This is a genomic window from Bacillus sp. NTK034 (assembly GCF_017303275.1).
Classification (GTDB): Bacteria; Bacillota; Bacilli; order Bacillales; family Cytobacillaceae; genus Cytobacillus.
Window position 1 is genome coordinate 367,716 of the sequence record NZ_JAFKOJ010000003.1, and the last position, 17,403, is coordinate 385,118.

General features: G+C 42.0%; 14 protein-coding genes. 10 read left to right on the forward strand and 4 right to left on the reverse strand.

Annotated features, from left to right (window positions below; translation table 11 throughout):
* Positions 1-30 precede the first annotated feature (30 nt).
* Positions 31-2,256 carry a formate C-acetyltransferase gene (gene pflB, locus JI665_RS12570; RefSeq protein ID WP_206839762.1) on the reverse strand — a complete coding sequence of 742 codons (2,226 nt, stop codon included), beginning with the start codon at positions 2,254-2,256 and terminating at the stop codon, positions 31-33.
* A 295-nt stretch (positions 2,257-2,551) separates the two neighbouring features.
* Between pflB and safA the strand changes: the two genes are divergently transcribed.
* Complete coding sequence (safA, locus tag JI665_RS12575; RefSeq protein WP_206839764.1) at positions 2,552-3,178, forward strand: SafA/ExsA family spore coat assembly protein; 627 nt, start codon at positions 2,552-2,554, stop codon at positions 3,176-3,178.
* Between the two features lie 410 nt (positions 3,179-3,588).
* Here the strand turns inward: safA and JI665_RS12580 are convergent, their stop codons facing one another.
* Positions 3,589-4,041, reverse strand: coding sequence for a hypothetical protein (locus JI665_RS12580; RefSeq protein ID WP_206839767.1), 453 nt, complete (start codon positions 4,039-4,041; stop codon positions 3,589-3,591).
* Positions 4,042-4,189: 148 nt separating this feature from the next.
* Here JI665_RS12580 and JI665_RS12585 point away from each other — a divergent pair, with 148 nt between their 5' ends.
* From JI665_RS12585 to JI665_RS12620, 8 genes are all read left to right on the forward strand, one after another.
* Entirely contained in the window at positions 4,190-5,674 is a 1,485-nt protein-coding gene (locus JI665_RS12585) for an AraC family transcriptional regulator (protein ID WP_206839769.1), read from the forward strand.
* Positions 5,675-5,843: 169 nt separating this feature from the next.
* Positions 5,844-7,505: a urocanate hydratase gene (hutU, locus tag JI665_RS12590; protein ID WP_206839771.1), complete on the forward strand. Its 1,662-nt coding sequence runs from the start codon at positions 5,844-5,846 to the stop codon at positions 7,503-7,505.
* Between the two features lie 222 nt (positions 7,506-7,727).
* A complete protein-coding gene (gene hutI / locus JI665_RS12595; protein WP_206839773.1) occupies positions 7,728-9,014 on the forward strand; it encodes an imidazolonepropionase in 1,287 nt (428 codons plus the stop codon).
* Complete coding sequence (locus JI665_RS12600) at positions 8,999-9,979, forward strand: agmatinase family protein (RefSeq protein ID WP_206839775.1); 981 nt, start codon at positions 8,999-9,001, stop codon at positions 9,977-9,979. The genes hutI and JI665_RS12600 overlap by 16 nt, the downstream gene beginning before the upstream one ends.
* Before the next feature lie 46 nt (positions 9,980-10,025).
* Positions 10,026-11,369 (forward strand): YjiH family protein, encoded by a 1,344-nt coding sequence (locus tag JI665_RS12605; RefSeq protein ID WP_206839776.1) that lies wholly within the window; start codon positions 10,026-10,028, stop codon positions 11,367-11,369.
* Between the two features lie 102 nt (positions 11,370-11,471).
* Positions 11,472-12,662, forward strand: coding sequence for a DHH family phosphoesterase (locus tag JI665_RS12610; protein WP_206839777.1), 1,191 nt, complete (start codon positions 11,472-11,474; stop codon positions 12,660-12,662).
* A 103-nt stretch (positions 12,663-12,765) separates the two neighbouring features.
* On the forward strand, positions 12,766-13,722 hold the full coding sequence (locus tag JI665_RS12615) for a hypothetical protein (RefSeq protein ID WP_206839778.1): 957 nt from the start codon (positions 12,766-12,768) through the stop codon (positions 13,720-13,722).
* Positions 13,723-13,912: 190 nt separating this feature from the next.
* Entirely contained in the window at positions 13,913-15,082 is a 1,170-nt protein-coding gene (locus tag JI665_RS12620) for a D-alanyl-D-alanine carboxypeptidase family protein (RefSeq protein ID WP_206839779.1), read from the forward strand.
* 70 nt (positions 15,083-15,152) lie between these two features.
* On the opposite strand, the gene JI665_RS12625 is transcribed toward JI665_RS12620, so the two are convergent.
* Positions 15,153-15,398, reverse strand: coding sequence for a YkuS family protein (locus JI665_RS12625; protein ID WP_048011629.1), 246 nt, complete (start codon positions 15,396-15,398; stop codon positions 15,153-15,155).
* A 103-nt stretch (positions 15,399-15,501) separates the two neighbouring features.
* On the opposite strand from JI665_RS12625, the gene JI665_RS12630 reads away from it, so the two are divergent.
* Complete coding sequence (locus JI665_RS12630) at positions 15,502-15,639, forward strand: YuzL family protein (RefSeq protein WP_019379858.1); 138 nt, start codon at positions 15,502-15,504, stop codon at positions 15,637-15,639.
* A gap of 41 nt (positions 15,640-15,680) precedes the next feature.
* On the opposite strand, the gene JI665_RS12635 is transcribed toward JI665_RS12630, so the two are convergent.
* Positions 15,681-17,300, reverse strand: coding sequence for an ABC-F family ATP-binding cassette domain-containing protein (locus JI665_RS12635; RefSeq protein ID WP_206839780.1), 1,620 nt, complete (start codon positions 17,298-17,300; stop codon positions 15,681-15,683).
* Positions 17,301-17,403: the final 103 nt, after the last annotated feature.

The window sequence follows — 17,403 nt, forward strand, 5'->3', positions numbered from 1 at the left end:
GCCTCTTATAAAGGCCCGCCATCCTATTTGTTACATTGAATCATGGAATGTTCGATTGATAACGTCAAGCTGCTGCTCTTTAGTCAGCTTAATGAAGTTCACAGCATAGCCTGATACCCTGATGGTCAACTGTGGATATTCTTCCGGATGTTCCATGGCGTCCAGAAGCGTTTCTTTATTGAATACATTTACATTTAGGTGATGTCCTGACTTTATGGCATATCCATCCAGTATAGATACCAGATTGCGGATACGGCTATCAGCATCCTTTCCGAGTGCTTTAGGGACAATGGAGAAAGTGTTGCTGATGCCATCCAGCGCATGTTTGTATGGCAGTTTTGCAACAGAAGACAGGGAAGCAAGCGTTCCTTTCGTATCTCTCCCGTGCATCGGATTTGCTCCCGGGGCGAACGGCTCGCCGGCTCGCCGTCCATCAGGCGTATTACCTGTTTTCTTTCCATACACTACATTGGATGTAATGGTTAATATAGACATCGTATGCATAGAGTTTCTGTATGTCGGATGCTTGCGGAGCTTTTTCATAAACCGTTCAACCAGGTCTATAGCTATGCTGTCAACGCGATCATCATTATTCCCGTATTTCGGAAAATCTCCTTCTGTCATAAAATCAATCACTAGCCCGTTCTCATCACGGATTGCCTTAACAGTTGCGTATTTGATCGCACTCAGTGAGTCGGCCGCTACACTCAGACCCGCAATGCCAGTGGCCATCGTTCTAAGAATTTTGGAGTCATGCAGAGCCATTTCGATCCGTTCGTAGCTATATTTATCATGCATGTAATGAATGATATTCAGCGTATTAATATAGAGATCTGCCAGCCATTCCATCATTAAATCAAACTTCACCATCACTTCTTCATATTGAAGGATGTCTGAGGTAATTGGGGCATAGGAAGGGCCGACCTGACGCTTAAGTTTCTCATCCTTGCCTCCATTAATGCTATATAACAGAGCCTTTGCAAGGTTTGCTCTTGCTCCGAAAAATTGCATTTGTTTCCCGATCTCCATTGCAGAAACACAGCAGGCAATTCCATAATCATCGCCATATTCAGGAAGCATGATATCGTCGTTTTCATATTGGATTGAACTTGTTTCTATGGACATCCCGGCACAATATTTTTTGAAGTTCTCGGGAAGCTTGCTGGACCATAAAACTGTTAAATTCGGTTCAGGTGCCGGCCCCAGATTATTCAAAGTATGAAGGAAGCGGTAAGAATTTTTCGTTATAAGCGGACGGCCATCAAGAGCCATCCCGCCAATGGACTCTGTAACCCATGTAGGATCACCGCTGAATAATTCATTATAGTCAGGAGTTCTCGCAAATTTGACAAGGCGCAGCTTCATTACAAAGTGATCGACCAGTTCCTGGGCTTCCTTCTCGGTAAGCATTCCTTTCTGAATGTCTCTTTCTATAAAAATATCAAGGAAAGTCGAGACACGGCCAAGGCTCATAGCTGCTCCATTTTGCTCTTTGATGGCTGCAAGATAGGCGAAGTACAGCCATTGGAAAGCCTCGAGAGCATTTTCTGCAGGCTTTGAAATATCAAAACCATAGCTGTTTGCCAGCTGCTCCAGTTCTTTCAGAGACCTTATCTGTTCTGAAATCTCTTCTCTAAGGCGAATATTGTCTTCCGTCATCACACTTGAGGTTGATTTCAAATCCGCTTTTTTGGCTTCAACCAAGCGGTCAACTCCATAAAGAGCAACCCTGCGGTAATCACCGATTATCCTGCCTCGGCCATATGCATCCGGCAGGCCTGTAATAATGCCGGCTTTGCGGGCAAGTTTCATTTCATCGGTATAAGCATCAAACACGCCTTGGTTATGTGTTTTGCGGTAATCTGTAAATATCTTTTCCATCACTTTACTGGCTTCATAGCCGTATGCTTCACAAGCTGCCACAGCCATTCTGACTCCGCCATATGGCTGAAGAGAGCGCTTAAACGGACGGTCAGTCTGCACACCCACAATTTTTTCTTTTTTTTGGTCCAGGTAACCAGGACCATGTGAGGTGATGGTTGAGACAATCTCTGTGTCCATATCGAGCACTCCGCCATTATCACGTTCCATTTTCGTAAGATCCATCACTTGTTCCCATAATGAAGTAGTAGCTTCTGTTGCCTTCTCCAAAAATGATTCATCCCCAAAAAAAGGTGAGTAATTCTTTAAAATAAAGTCTCTAACATCAATTTCATGTGTCCAGATTCCTTTTTTAAAGCCATTCCAACTTTCCATATTCCTTCACCTCATATAATCAATGTGTATAACAGTTATTACAACTTAACTATACATTCAATATAACAGAGATAATGTGAAATAAATCACAAACTTTTTGAACGTATTGTGAAATAGAGTAAATCTATATTTAATAATGCATAAGTGTACTATAAAACCACTCGTACTTTTGAACTGATATATATAGATTGAAAATCCCACTAGAAGAAGAATAAAGAGGAAATCATGAAATTCTTACAATCAGCGCCAACAATTACCTGTTTAATAGAATAAGAGATTTTGATTAAATATAAATATGAAAACACTATCAAAACTTTCATTCATTCTAATGTTGTCTGTCGCACTTGTCTTTGGATTCAATTTCGATGCAAAAGCATCAACAGTACATACCGTTCAGCCAGGGGACACAATGTGGAAGATCGCCCTGAAGTATCAGGTGGGAGTTCCTGAAATCATAAATGCCAACGGGCAGATTTCAAATCCAAACTTCATTTATCCTGGGCAAAAGGTGAATATCCCTACATTATCTAAAGCCACTACCGGTGTTGAAGAGCAGGTAGTTCAGCTTGTAAACCAGGAAAGGGCAAAGTATGGGTTAAAGCCATTAAAATCAAATTGGGAGCTTGCGAGAGTGGCAAGATACAAATCTCAGGATATGATCAGCAAGAAGTATTTCGATCACAACTCTCCTACATACGGAAGCCCGTTTGATATGATGAAGAGCTTTGGAATTACTTACAGAACCGCTGGAGAAAACATTGCTGCAGGTCAAAAAACACCTCAGGAAGTTGTAACAGCATGGATGAACAGCGAGGGTCACCGCAAGAACATCCTATCAGCCAATTTCACAGAAATCGGAGTGGGATACGCACAGGGCGGATACTATGGCCACTATTGGACACAGATGTTTATTGGGAGGTAAGAAGAAAAGGGGAAGCGCCTTGCCCACGAAGGAACGCAGACTAAGAACGCCACGTCCTGTGGCAACGTCTGCATGACCCGCATCCTCCCAAAAGCTGCCGCTTTTGGTCGTGCGATGATTATGCTGACGAAGCCTTCCTTGTCCTGCGGGCCTCAAGCACAAGACGAGCCTTCCGGAAAGGCGACCTTTGCTTTCTTGAAAGGATTGCCCGAAATGTGGAGGCGACTGCCCAGGGACGACAGGCATAAGACGGTTCCTGTAAGAAGGCGTTCTTCCTTCTGGAAGGAAACGGATTATAACCCCGAGTCACTAGGAGCCGGAACTAGACAAGCTTGTGACCTCGAGGGGTAGGCGCTGGAGCTGGACAGTTAAGAAAAGCACCGGATTATCCGGTGCTTTTGCTTTTCACATTAGTCTACTACAATATAAGCAATCATTGGTCCGCTATTATCCTTATCCGGATGAGTAAGACACACCAGACGGTAAACGCCTTCTTTATCAAATTGAAGAGGGACCACCGTTTCTTCTGCTTTTTTTACCACACCTTTAATATCAGTTCCTTCAATGATGTATGGATGTTCCATTCCATTAACTCCCCAAATCTTCAGATTTACCTTTTCACCTTTTTCAAGAAATATAGTTCCAGGATCCCAGCGATAAGCTTCAATTTCTCTGCCATCAGGCAGCTTGGCTTTAAATTCTCCTGTAACCATATGAATTTCCCGGACTTTTTCGCCCTCCGTCTGGTTGAATACTGTCAAATTATCAGATTTTGAAAAAAACCATACTGATGCAGAAACGATTACTGAAAATATGATGACAAATGCAATAATGCTGCGTTTCTTTAATACAAGAAAAGGCATGCTCATACTCCTTCCAAATTGGTTGTCCCTATATAGATATGCAGGAAGGGCATCATAACTTGTCTACTATTTCTGAGATTTTCACGATAATTTCTTTACATTTGCCAAAATACTATTTCATAATAGAATTAAAAAAGGATGTGGCAGCATGTACAAAGTACTTGTGGCCAATCGGGATGAGTACGATACGAAAGGCATAGAGTGGCTTCTTAAATCATCAATGAACGCATGGCAAGTAGATTCCGCCCAAAATGAATCAGGGCTTATTTATAAGCTTGAAACTTTTCAGCCAGACCTATTGATTTTTGAACTTGATCTGATAAATGAAGAAAGTTATAGTTCTTTCCTTAAAACCATTCAGATCATAGGGCCGGATTTGATTGCCTTAACAATGGAAGCGACCTTTTCACAAGCAAAAAGAGCCATCGACATGGGTGTATCCGATTTAATACTTAAGCCAATTTCTGCAGATACTTTATTAAAATCAGCGAGAAAGATTCATAGACGTAATCAGATGAATAATCGGACTGCTGAACAAAACTCCATTCAGAAAGCTGAAAAAGACTTCAAATATCAGGACTTATTTTTAGAAGGTCATGATTCGGCAGAACCATTTGTATCTATTGGAATAAAGACTGAAAATCCGCTGGAGCTTCCAAAACTATATAAATTTCTTGAAAGCTATACTTTTCAAAAAACAGTTCACTCATTTATTTTGAGTGATATGATTTTGATTTTGGCTGAAAAATCTGATGTGGCCTGGAAAGAGGAGAGCCTCAGATTTATGAGAGATTGGCAGGAGACGTCAGCAGAACAAATCGCCATCAGCATTTATACGGGCAAGGAGGACAGCGGAACCGTCAGAAGCTACTATCTTGCAAACAGGAAACTGATGGAGTTAACTTTTTACAGGGGATTTAATCAGGTAATTGAGGAGAAATCATTGCCTAAATGGCTATCAATTGATCCATTCCTGACCCCCGAGGAACAGAGCAAATGGATTGATTTCCTGAATCAATCTGATTTAGAAGCGCTGAAGTCATGGTTTTACAAGGAATTCCTTATTTTGCAGGACCCATATCCGGAACCAGGTCTCATCAGAATTCGACTGACCAGTATCCTTGCGCAAATTCGCAGGCATATGAAAACTTTCCGGCTGGCAGACGGGGATATGGAGAAAGAATATCTGCGTTTATTCCAGACTATCCTTTATTCCCCCCTGATCTACCGGGTGATTAACGAAATGATTAGCTTTATTTCCCTTATTTTTGAAACCATACGCTCTGATAAAAAGCTGAAGCTGGAACTTACTGACAGAGTCTTATTCTATATAGAAACGAATTACTGGGACCCTGAGGTTACTCTTGAAAGGGCAGCTGAATATGCAGACCGAAACCCGAATTATATCAGCTCCACGCTCGCAAAAAAATGCGGCAAGTCGTTCCGGGAGCTGCTTAATGAAACCCGGATCAGGCAATCTGCCAAGCTTTTGATGGAATCAGAAATAAGCATTAAGGAAATCGCGTCTGTCTGCGGTTTTCGCAATCAGCAATATTTCAATAAAGTTTTTAGTAAAATTAAAGGAATGCCGCCAAATCAATATAGAAAGAGCATGCATAAAACCTCCGTTTAACCGGGGGTTTATTTTTGTTCTAATTATAAAAATACTAATATTTATATAAAAATCGAAAAAAACATTATAAGAATCTAACAAAATTATAAAAAATCAAACTTAATTATTATACTTTTCAGATAGTTCCCATTATAAAATCTAAATATGAGATAACATTGGAGGGATAACAATGAAAGCGGAAACAAAAAGAGAAATAAAAAACTATCAAGGCAGTGAGCTTCATGCTAAGGGCTGGATTCAGGAAGCAGCACTCCGCATGCTGATGAATAACTTGGACAAAGAGGTTGCAGAGATCCCTGAAGAGCTGGTTGTATACGGCGGGATCGGAAAGGCAGCGCGAAATTGGGATTGTTATGACGCGATTGTCAAAACATTGCATGAATTAGAAGACAATGAAACACTTCTTGTCCAATCCGGAAAGCCGGTTGCCGTTTTTAAATCACATAAAGATGCACCGAAGGTATTAATCGCCAACTCGAATCTTGTGCCTGCCTGGGCAAATTGGGATACCTTTCATGAGCTTGATAAGAAAGGCCTGATGATGTATGGCCAAATGACAGCCGGAAGCTGGATTTACATCGGTAGCCAGGGAATTGTACAAGGAACCTACGAAACATTTGCAGAGCTAGGCAGACAGCACTTCTCCGGCTCACTGAAACAGACTATTACTTTAACCGCAGGCCTTGGCGGAATGGGTGGCGCCCAGCCGCTTGCAGTAACAATGAATGATGGTGTCTGCATTGCCATTGATGTGGATGAACACCGCATTGACCGCAGACTTGAAACGAAATATCTGGATACAAAGGTTTATTCAATTGAAGAGGCAATCAAATTAGCACAAGAGGCAAAGCAGGAAGGCCGTCCGCTTTCTATCGGTCTATTAGGTAATGCAGCTGAAATTCTGCCAAAAATGCTTGAAATGAACTTCATCCCGGACGTCTTGACTGACCAGACTTCTGCACATGATCCTTTAAATGGCTATGTTCCAATCGGCTATTCTTTAGAAAAAGCAGCTGTTCTGCGAAAGGAAAATGCTGCTGAATATGTTCAGAAATCAAAAGCAAGCATGGCCGTCCATGTTCAGGCTATGCTCGACATGCAGAAGAAGGGTGCAGTCACATTTGATTACGGAAACAATATCCGTCAGGTGGCAAAAGACGAAGGTGTTGAGAATGCTTTTGATTTCCCTGGATTCGTGCCTGCATACATCCGTCCGTTATTCTGTGAAGGGAAGGGGCCTTTCCGCTGGGTAGCATTATCAGGAGATCCTGAAGATATTTATAAAACAGATGAAGTGATTCTGCGTGAATTTGCAGATAATGAACACCTTTGCAAATGGATCAAGATGGCACAGGATAAAATCCAATTCCAGGGCCTGCCTTCAAGAATTTGCTGGCTTGGATATGGGGAGCGCGCCAAATTCGGAAAAATCATTAATGATATGGTGGCAAAAGGTGAATTGAAAGCACCGGTCGTTATAGGCCGCGATCATCTCGATTCTGGTTCCGTTGCATCTCCAAACCGCGAGACAGAAGCTATGAAGGACGGCAGTGATGCAGTGGCAGACTGGCCAATCCTTAATGCACTGATCAATGCGGTGGGCGGAGCAAGCTGGGTTTCCGTCCACCATGGAGGCGGTGTCGGAATGGGATACTCCCTCCATGCTGGCATGGTCATCGTTGCAGATGGCACGAAAGAAGCGGAACAGCGCCTTGAACGTGTCCTCACATCTGATCCTGGAATGGGGATCGTACGCCATGTAGATGCAGGCTATGACCTTGCTATCAAAACAGCAAAAGAAAAAGGCGTAAACATTCCAATGATGAAATAAAAGTTTTCTCTAGTATTTTATGAACTTTGCAAATAAAAACGAAAAATCAGCAAAGAAAACTTCGAATCCGCAAATAAACCATCCTAATTTGCAAAGAAGCCAGTCAATTCAGCAAAGAAAACTTTTAAACTTGCAAATAACCACTAATATCTTCAATGAGGAAGCCCTCCAATCCGTGATTTTAGCGGATTGGAACTTCCATTTTTTAAGGAGGAGCACAAAATGCACTCAAAACCTATTTTTATCAAACATGCAAATCAAATGATCACTTTAAAGGGCAGCTCCAAACAGCCGCTGACAAAAGAAAAAATGAGCGAGCTTCACATTATTGAAGACGGGGCGGTATGGATTGAAGAAGGAAGGATCAAATCGGCTGGTACAACAGCGGAACTCGAAGCTGAATATCAAAGCCGGCTTCAGGAAGCTGAAATCATTGATGCCACAGGAAAAGTCCTCCTTCCAGGACTGGTTGATCCGCATACACACCTCGTATATGCTGGCAGCAGGGAAGAGGAATTCAATATGCGCCTGAACGGGGCGACGTATATGGAAATTATGAACAATGGCGGCGGAATTCACGCCACCACTTCGATGACCAGAAAAGCAACTGAAGAGGAATTAGTAGAAGCGAGCCTTGTCCGTCTTGATCGCTTCCTTAAACACGGAGTAACCACAATAGAGGCAAAAAGCGGATATGGCCTTGATTGGGAAACAGAGCGCAAGCAGCTGATTGCAGCCAGGAAAGCGGATGAACTGCATCCGGTGGATGTTGTCCGCACCTTTATGGGTGCACACGCAGTACCTGCTGAATACAAAGAGAATCCAGATGCCTTTATTGATTTGGTCATTGAAGAAATGCTGCCGAAAGTTGCGGAAGATAAGCTTGCAGAATTCAACGATATTTTCTGCGAAAGAGGCGTGTTCACCCCGGAACAGTCAAGAAAGCTGCTGGAAGCAGGGAAGAAGCTTGGCCTGACTCCGAAAATCCATGCCGATGAAATTGAACCTTATGAGGGGGCGGAGCTTGCCGCAGAAGTTGGTGCCATTTCTGCAGATCATCTGCTTAGAGCATCTGATAAAGGCATGGAAATGATGGCTGAAAAGGGAGTAATCGGTGTGCTTCTTCCAGGGACAGCATTCTTCCTGATGGCTGAAGCCGCCAGGGGCCGCCGGATGATCGATAAAGGTGTGCCGGTTGCATTATCAACCGATTGCAACCCTGGCTCTTCGCCAACCTGCTCCATGCCATTTATGATGAATCTCGCTTGCATGCACATGGGTTTAACTCCGGCAGAAGCCATTACTGCCGCTACAATTAATGCAGCACATGCCATCAATAGGGCAAAAGAAGTGGGAAGTATTGAAGCCGGGAAAAAGGCTGATCTGCTTATGCTTAATGTCCCGAACTACATGCAAATGCAATATCATTACGGAATGAACCATACAGACACAGTGATTAAAAATGGGAAAGTGGTCGTTAAAGGAGGAAGCTTATGCTGCCAACAATAAATCCTCCCGGGTTCTTCTGGCCGCAAGCCGAATTAGGAACTGACGTAAAGGTGAGTGAATGGATTCGCCAAATCCAGAGGGAAGAGGAGTTGAAAAAAGAAAAATGGGATGTCGTGCTCTTCGGTGTCCCTCTTTCCCGCTCATCCATAAGCGCATCTGGAGCCTCTGAATTCCCTGAATCATTCAGGAGATCCTGGAAAGGCTTTTCCACGTACAATCTGGATTTTGAAAGTGATCTTCAAATGATGAAGGTTGCAGATCTTGGCGATGTAAAAATGCATTTCACGGATATTCCGCAATGCCATTCCAATATCAAACAGACAATGAAAGATATAAGGAAACAATTTCCTGATTCATTTCCAATTGCGATTGGAGGAGACCACTCCATTACAGCCATGCTTGTCAGCGGCCTGAAAGAACTGGAGCCGGAAAAAGAAATCGGCATACTCCAGCTGGATACTCACCTTGATCTCAGAAGCCTTGAAGACCACGGGCCGACTAATGGGACACCCATCCGCAACCTGATTCAGAACCGCATGATTAAAGGGGAAAATGTCTATAATATTGGCCTTCATGGCTTTTTTAACAGCCAGTCCCTTATCAGGTATGCAAAAGAGCACAAGCTCAATTATATTACGCTGAAGGAAGCCAGAAGACGGGGAATTGAAGAAACGGTTAAAGAAGCACTTTTGCAGATGGAGTCAAAAGTGGATAAAATTTATGTCACGATTGACATGGACGTGCTTGATATCGGCTTTGCTCCCGGGGTTCCTGCTTCCACACCAGGCGGCATGAGCACCGAAGAATTATTCAGTGCGGTATATACTGCAGGACTTTCTTCCAAAACCGCAGCCATGGATATAGTTTGCCTCGATCCAACAAGAGACCACCAGGCACAGCCAACGGTTAAAGCAGGTACGTACACTTTTCTGACCTTTTTGACAGCATTAATGAACAGAAGGTAAGGGGCTGACTTTGCTCCTTACCGCTAAATTACTAGGGGGAATGAGAATGGAAAAAGAAACTGCAGTGAATCAATCTCACCAGCCTGAACTCAAGAATCCAAATACAGCTTTGAAAAATAAGGTTAAATTTTTTCTTTTCAGCGCAATTGGCCTATTTATGTTTTTTGTTCCCGTCACCGTTAATGAGAAATCCTCCATCATGCTTGACCATATTGTCACAGCCATTCAGACTTCCATACCTGCAGCTGTCCCTTATTATGCCTTACTCGTCATCCTGCTTGGCGCCATTTATCCGTTCTATACAAAATCCTGGAACAAGAATAAAGTAAATATTGTATTTTCTATTTTTAAAGTGGCCGGGTTATTTACCGCCCTCATGATTGTATTCGGTTTCGGGCCATCCTGGCTATTCGACCCGAGTATGGGACCGTTTTTGTTTGACAAACTTGTCGTTCCTGTCGGGCTGCTCGTTCCAATCGGCTCCGTTTTTCTGGCACTGCTGGTTGGTTATGGTCTCCTTGAATTTTTCGGTGTCTTAATGCAGCCGATCATGAAGCCGATCTGGAAGACACCGGGGAAATCTGCTATCGATGCGGTGGCATCTTTTGTAGGAAGCTATTCAATCGGGCTGCTCATTACAAACCGGGTATTCAAAGAAGGAAAATATAGTATTAAGGAAGCCGCCATTATAGCTACCGGATTCTCAACCGTCTCCGCAACGTTCATGATTGTTGTTGCCAAAACACTTGGATTGATGGAAATCTGGAACACCTATTTTTGGACGACGTTCGCTGTCACTTTCATCGTAACGGCTATTACAGTAAGAATCTGGCCTCTTAGATCAATGAGCGAAGAATATTACAATGGACAGCAGCCTCCAATGGAAACCTTTTCAGGGAGTCGTCTCCAGGCAGCCTGGAAGGAAGCAATGGATACAGCCAATCAGTCCCCGGCATTATGGAACAACATCAGAGATAATTTAAAAGATGGGTTTGTTATGACGATGTCCATTTTGCCATCCATTATGTCAGTAGGCTTATTAGGCCTGGTTCTTGCAGAATTCACCCCTGTTTTTGACTGGCTTGGATATATCTTTTATCCGTTTACGGCTCTAGTGCAGCTGCCTGAGCCATTACTGGCAGCAAAAGCAAGTGCAGTGGGGATTGCTGAAATGTTTTTGCCGGCATTGCTTGCAGCAGAGGCAGCACTGGCCACTAAATTTGTAATCGGAGTTGTTTCAGTATCAGCCATCATTTTCTTTTCTGCTCTTGTCCCGTGTATTTTATCAACAGAGATCCCTATAACCATTCCGCAGCTGCTTGTCATCTGGGCAGAAAGAACAATTTTAACAATACTGATTGCTGCGCCTCTAGCCTATATATTGCTATAACCGGCATATCCCCGTTCCTTGCAGCGGGGATTTTCCGCATAGAATTTTCCTGCACAACCAAACTAACAGAGGAATGAGTCTAAGAATAGCAGGTGATTGATATTGTACAGACTGTATACCCATAATGACCTTGATGGTGTCGGATGCGGCATCGTTGCCAAGATTGCTTTTGGAAAAGACGTCGAGGTGCGCTATAACTCTGTAATGGGACTTGATTATCAGATTGAAAAATTATTTGAAAATGAAAAAAACTTGAAGGATGACTTTTTAATAATCACGGATTTATCAGTTAATGATGAAAATTTGATCAGGCTTGATGATCTGGAAAAAGGCGGAGGCAAGGTCAGATTGATTGACCATCACAAAACAGCCCTGCACTTTAATGATTATAGCTGGGGCAGAGTGGAGGTTCAATATGATGATGGCAGACTCACCGCTGCAACCTCTTTGCTGTATGAGTATCTCCTCGAACATGAACTGATTAAATCATCCCAGGCTCTGGATGAATTCGTTGAACTTGTCCGCCAGTATGATACCTGGGAATGGGATCAAAATGAGAATATTAAAGCAAAGAATCTGAACGATCTATTCTTTATGGTTTCCATTGAAGAATTCGAAGAAAAAATGACGGAAAGAATCATAAACTCAGACCATTTCAAGTTTGATGATTTTGAACAAAAATTGCTGGAAATGGAAGAGGAAAAGATTGAGCGTTATGTTAGACGGAAGAAGCGGGAAATTGTCCAAACTTTCATTGGTGAATATTGTGCCGGCATCGTCCATGCTGAATCCTATCATTCTGAACTGGGAAACGAACTTGGCAAAGACTTTCCCCATTTGGATTATATCGCAATCTTAAACCTGGGGGGCAAAAAAATCAGTTTCAGGACAATACATGACCACGTTGATGTATCTGCTGTCGCCGGAAAGTTCGGAGGGGGAGGACATGCAAAAGCATCAGGATGTTCGATGGGAAAAGATGCTTATAAATTATTCGTTCAGGATATTTTTCCTCTGGATCCCATGAGACAGGACGCATTCAGGAACAAATACAATAATAAAAGTTCTATGCAGGGATCCCTTTACGAAAATAAGAAAGGAGACAAATTTTTTATTTTTGCTGCTGGCGAGGACAATTGGATTCTGGAAATGAACGGAAAGCCAGTCCATGAATCCTATCAGAACTTTCAGCAGGCAGAAAATTTCATTAAAAGAAAATACCAGGCATGGCTTGTTCATGATGATATTTATGTAGAATTTTTAAAGCGTTTTTATATAAAGACAAAAAATTAGCAATGCCGCCTTATTGGGCGGTTTATATTTTTTAAAAACCACCCCTGCTAAATATTGTAAATTCCATATATAATTAAGATATATATAGATTGGGGGAGGTTCTATGGAAATATTTCTGTTAATTTTTGGTGTGATTTTCGCTGCCATAATCATTAAAGGTCTAGTTGCTGGTTCGAAAAGAGATCCCTTTATTAAAAACGAGCCATTTCCTGAACATCTGGGAATGCAGTGCGAAGACTATCTTCCAATGATTCAAAAATTAGAAAAATCTTTGCCTGAAGGGTACAGGGAGAATATAAAAAATCGTGTCCTGAGGGAGCATCCGAAATGGAAAGACTACGCATATGATTGGACATTTTTTGAGCTGAAAAGATATTTTGTGATGAATGCCATACTGAAAACAGTGCCTATGTTCAGCAGTAAAGCGGATGAAATATGGCATGAAATGCTCATGTTCACCCGTGATTATGATCAGTTTTCAAAAAACTTCTTCGGTGAATACCTGCACCATTCACCAAATATGGACAGCACCCCCATTCCAGGAGAAAGGGCTTTTTTTGACTGGGTGTATTTAAGTCTTTTTGAAGCAGGCCATAATAGCAGAAGAATTTGGGGAAACTTTTTGCAAAATCCGATTAAAAAGGAAATACTTGAGGATTTCAGAAGCATGAATGAGGCTGAACTGTTAAATAAGTATTTCAGGGCAGGAAATGATCGGGTGGAACTGAAAAAGAAAATGATAGAAAAACTGAAGCATGAAATTTCTGAATCAGAATCATTGAAGCTTGGGAAAAAGCCGCTGGAATTTACGAAGCCCGCATCTGGCAGCCAGTATTCCTATCTGCTCTTTTCTGCCGTTTATTTTTCGGTTTATGAACCAGATGGGTTCGAGGACCATATGAACGAACTTCTTCCCCCGGAACTCGCAAAAGACAGTGCTGCCGGAATGGTTTACTGCACCGGCTTCTCTTGCAGCAGCCATGGTGATCATGATTCTGGAGGAGGACATGATTCTGGCGGCTCCAGCTGTTCGAGCTGTGGAGGGGGATGTTCAAGCTAAAAAGCAGTCCAATTGGATTGCTTTTTTGTTTTCAAAATTTTAGGTTCCTGCTGTTTTGGAAAAGATAAGAGCAGGTAATTTCCTTTCATTATCAATCTTCTCAAATTACGGCACTAAATTTTCAATTATGTATGCATGAATTGTCTGGTAGAATCAGTATTGATTATCGGTTTGAATTGGATGTGTATTTATGAAGAAATTGCTTGCTTTCATCCTGCTATTATTCAGCTTTCCGACTGCATATACAGCAGCTGAGGAAACAAAAGACCCTGAAATTATCAGTGAAGCCGCTATCGTAACAGATGCTGAATCAGGTGCTGTTCTGTATGCGAAAAATGCGGATAATAAGATGTACCCTGCCAGCTTGACGAAAATAGCCACAGCCATATATGCCATAGAAAATGGAGATTTAAAGGACATAGTAACTATCAGCAAGAAAGCTGCAGAGGTTGAAGGAACACGAGTTTATTTGGAGGAAGGAGAAAAAGTGCCTTTAATAAAACTCGTTCAGGGCATGCTGATTAATTCAGGAAATGATGCTGCCTGGAGCATTGCTGAGCATCTTGACGGCAATATGAAAGCATTCTCAGAGAATCTTAATCACTATCTTGAAGAGAGTGCAGGGTTAAAAAATACTCACTTTGTTAATCCTCACGGCTTGTATGATGAAAACCACTATACAACGGCAAGGGACCTTGCAAAATTAACTAATTACGCCCTGAAAAATAAGACCTTTCGAGAAATTTATGGAACAAAGGAAATGAAGTGGTCAGGAAAATCATGGGACACCACCATCTTTACTCATCACAGGATGCTTAAAGGTGAGGTTCCATTTGAAGGAGTGACAGGGGGAAAAACCGGTTTCGTAGATGAAGCTAAGCAGACCCTCGCCACTTCTGCCGAAAACGATTCAATAAAGTTAACGGCCATTGTCTTAAAAGCTGAATTCAAGCGGGATATTTATAATGATACAAAAAACCTATTGAACTATGGGTTCAGCAACTTTAAAACTGCGACACTGAGCAGCACTGATGTTTTTCCTTCTGATGGAAAAACCTATACAACTGGCGGTGAAAATGTAGCCATAACTTTGCCAAAAGGAAACTACGAAGAAAACATTACAGCAAAAGGAAAACTGCAGATAAAGAATGAAAACGGAACGATCATTCAATCCGTAAAGCTCGTTGAAGACAAACAGGATGAAGTGGTTTCAAGCCAGCTGAAAACAGATAAGGAGCCTGAAAAAGAGACAACCGGGTACTATGGAAGAGTCGGGTTAACGATATTTTTATTCGGGATCTTTATTCTATTATTAAGGAAAAATCTTAAAGCAAAAGCCAAAAGAAGAAGACGGGTTTAATGCCCGTCTTTTTATTGCATGTTCTTCAGAAAAAGACTAAAGAATTTCTCTTTAGTCTTTGGACATTCTTTTATTGCATTCTTTGCTCCACCTGACGGCATACTTCATCCGCCGATAGGCCGCTTGCTTCAATGACAGAAGCCTTTGTAGAAACATCCTGCATACCCATCACATTTGAATCAACACCGCTCACTACACAGCAGGAGCAGTTCTCAGCATCATGCGCCGACTTCATATCAACCACTTCATATCCTTTTTGGCGAAGCGCTTCCGAAACATTTGTTAAGGATTGTTCAACCGCTACTCTTTTCGTCAATGTTAACACCTCCTCCGTTTGTTAGATTGGCTTTTGTGCTCCAATTTTATTCCATGGATAAAAAAAGCCTAATCACGAAACAGTAAGAAAGGAGGTGTTTAATATGAGCAAACGCAAAAAAGACCCTTCAAAGGCTGGACTAAGTTCTCCAAATATCGAAGGGCAAGGTACAACTAATATGGAAACGGGAAGCAGAACGGCTTCTTCCGCACGGCATAAAAAGAAAAAACAAGACTTTTAACCAAACGAAAAGCAGGAGGTTATTCCTCCTGCTTTTACTTTTTACTGATACATTTCAGCAACTTGTTTTTGAATGGATGTATCTTCTAAATACTCATCATAAGTCATCTGCTTATCCACAATGCCAGCCGGTGTAATTTCAATAATGCGGTTGGCAATGGTTTGAATAAACTGATGGTCATGTGATGCAAAAATCAAAGACCCTTTGAAATTAATTAGACCATTATTCAATGCCGTAATGGATTCCAAATCAAGGTGGTTAGTCGGCTCATCCAGCATTAGTACATTTGCACCGCTAAGCATCATTTTGGAAAGCATGCAGCGGACTTTTTCTCCACCTGAAAGAACGCTTGCTTTCTTTAGAACTTCCTCACCAGAGAACAGCATTCTTCCAAGGAAACCTCTCAGGAAGCTTTCACTGTCGTCAGCAGGTGAGAATTGGCGCAGCCAGTCTACAAGATTCAAATCAGAGTTTTCGAAGAACTCCGAGTTATCATTCGGGAAATAAGATTGAGATGTAGTAACACCCCACTTATACGTTCCTTCATCCGGCTCCATTTCACCAGTCAGTATCTTAAATAGGGTAGTTTTCGCCAATTCGTTTGTCCCAACTAACGCAATTTTATCATCTTTGTTCATGATGAAGCTGACATTGTTCAGAACCTTAACACCATCTATTGTTTTGCTGAGGCCGTCTACCCGAAGCAAATCATTTCCGATTTCACGGTCAGGGGAAAATCCGACATATGGATATTTTCTTGAGGACGGTCTAATGTCATCCAAAGAAATCTTATCAAGAAGCTTTTTACGCGAAGTTGCCTGCTTTGATTTTGATGCATTTGCACTAAATCGCGCAATAAAGCTTTGCAGTTCCTTGATTTTTTCTTCCTTTTTCTTATTGGCATCCTGTGCCATCCTTTGTGCAAGCTGGCTCGACTCATACCAGAAGTCATAGTTACCAACGTAAATTTGAATTTTCCCAAAGTCAAGGTCGGCAATATGAGTACATACTTTGTTTAAGAAGTGACGGTCATGGGATACAACAATAACCGTATTTTCAAAATTGATAAGAAATTCCTCAAGCCATTGAATTGCTTTAATATCCAAGTGGTTGGTCGGCTCATCCAGCAAAAGAACATCCGGCTTGCCGAAAAGGGCCTGCGCAAGAAGAACTTTCACTTTTTCCGAACCGGAAAGGTCTGCCATTTTTTTGTCATGAAGTTCTTCTTCGATGCCGAGCCCTTTCAGCAAAATAGCTGCTTCAGATTCTGCTTCCCATCCGTTCAGTTCTGCAAATTCACCTTCAAGTTCCGCAGCCTTCATGCCATCTTCATCAGTGAAATCGGCCTTCATATAAATCGCATCTTTTTCCTGCATCACTTCATAAAGGCGTGCATGTCCCATGATGACTACTTTTAATGCTTCAAACTCTTCGTATTCAAAATGATTCTGCTTCAGGACAGCAAGGCGCTCGCCGGGACCTAAATGAACACTTCCCGACTGTGCCTCGATTTCACCTGATAAAATTTTAAGAAAAGTTGATTTACCTGCACCATTTGCTCCAATTAATCCATAGCAATTGCCAGGTGTGAATTTAATATTAACATCTTCGAATAGTTTGCGGTCGCCGTATCGAAGACCTACATTACTGACAGTTATCATATTATTTTTATTCCTCCAAATACATAATCCCTAAAAGTATACCACTTTCAGCGCGTAATCGCGAATTCTTCTTAATGTAATCTGCCGGCTTCATAAAAGTTCA

Excerpts from the sequence above, each read along its gene's own strand:
- JI665_RS12605 (WP_206839776.1), top strand. The coding sequence starts at position 10,026 with ATGGAAAAAGAAACTGCAGTGAATCAATCTCACCAGCCTGAACTCAAG.
- pflB (WP_206839762.1), bottom strand. The coding sequence starts at position 2,256 with ATGGAAAGTTGGAATGGCTTTAAAAAAGGAATCTGGACACATGAAATT.
- JI665_RS12585 (WP_206839769.1), top strand. The coding sequence starts at position 4,190 with ATGTACAAAGTACTTGTGGCCAATCGGGATGAGTACGATACGAAAGGC.
- JI665_RS12620 (WP_206839779.1), top strand. The coding sequence starts at position 13,913 with ATGAAGAAATTGCTTGCTTTCATCCTGCTATTATTCAGCTTTCCGACT.
- JI665_RS12580 (WP_206839767.1), bottom strand. The coding sequence starts at position 4,041 with ATGCCTTTTCTTGTATTAAAGAAACGCAGCATTATTGCATTTGTCATC.
- JI665_RS12630 (WP_019379858.1), top strand. The coding sequence starts at position 15,502 with ATGAGCAAACGCAAAAAAGACCCTTCAAAGGCTGGACTAAGTTCTCCA.
- JI665_RS12600 (WP_206839775.1), top strand. The coding sequence starts at position 8,999 with ATGCTGCCAACAATAAATCCTCCCGGGTTCTTCTGGCCGCAAGCCGAA.
- hutU (WP_206839771.1), top strand. The coding sequence starts at position 5,844 with ATGAAAGCGGAAACAAAAAGAGAAATAAAAAACTATCAAGGCAGTGAG.
- safA (WP_206839764.1), top strand. The coding sequence starts at position 2,552 with ATGAAAACACTATCAAAACTTTCATTCATTCTAATGTTGTCTGTCGCA.
- JI665_RS12615 (WP_206839778.1), top strand. The coding sequence starts at position 12,766 with ATGGAAATATTTCTGTTAATTTTTGGTGTGATTTTCGCTGCCATAATC.
- hutI (WP_206839773.1), top strand. The coding sequence starts at position 7,728 with ATGCACTCAAAACCTATTTTTATCAAACATGCAAATCAAATGATCACT.
- JI665_RS12635 (WP_206839780.1), bottom strand. The coding sequence starts at position 17,300 with ATGATAACTGTCAGTAATGTAGGTCTTCGATACGGCGACCGCAAACTA.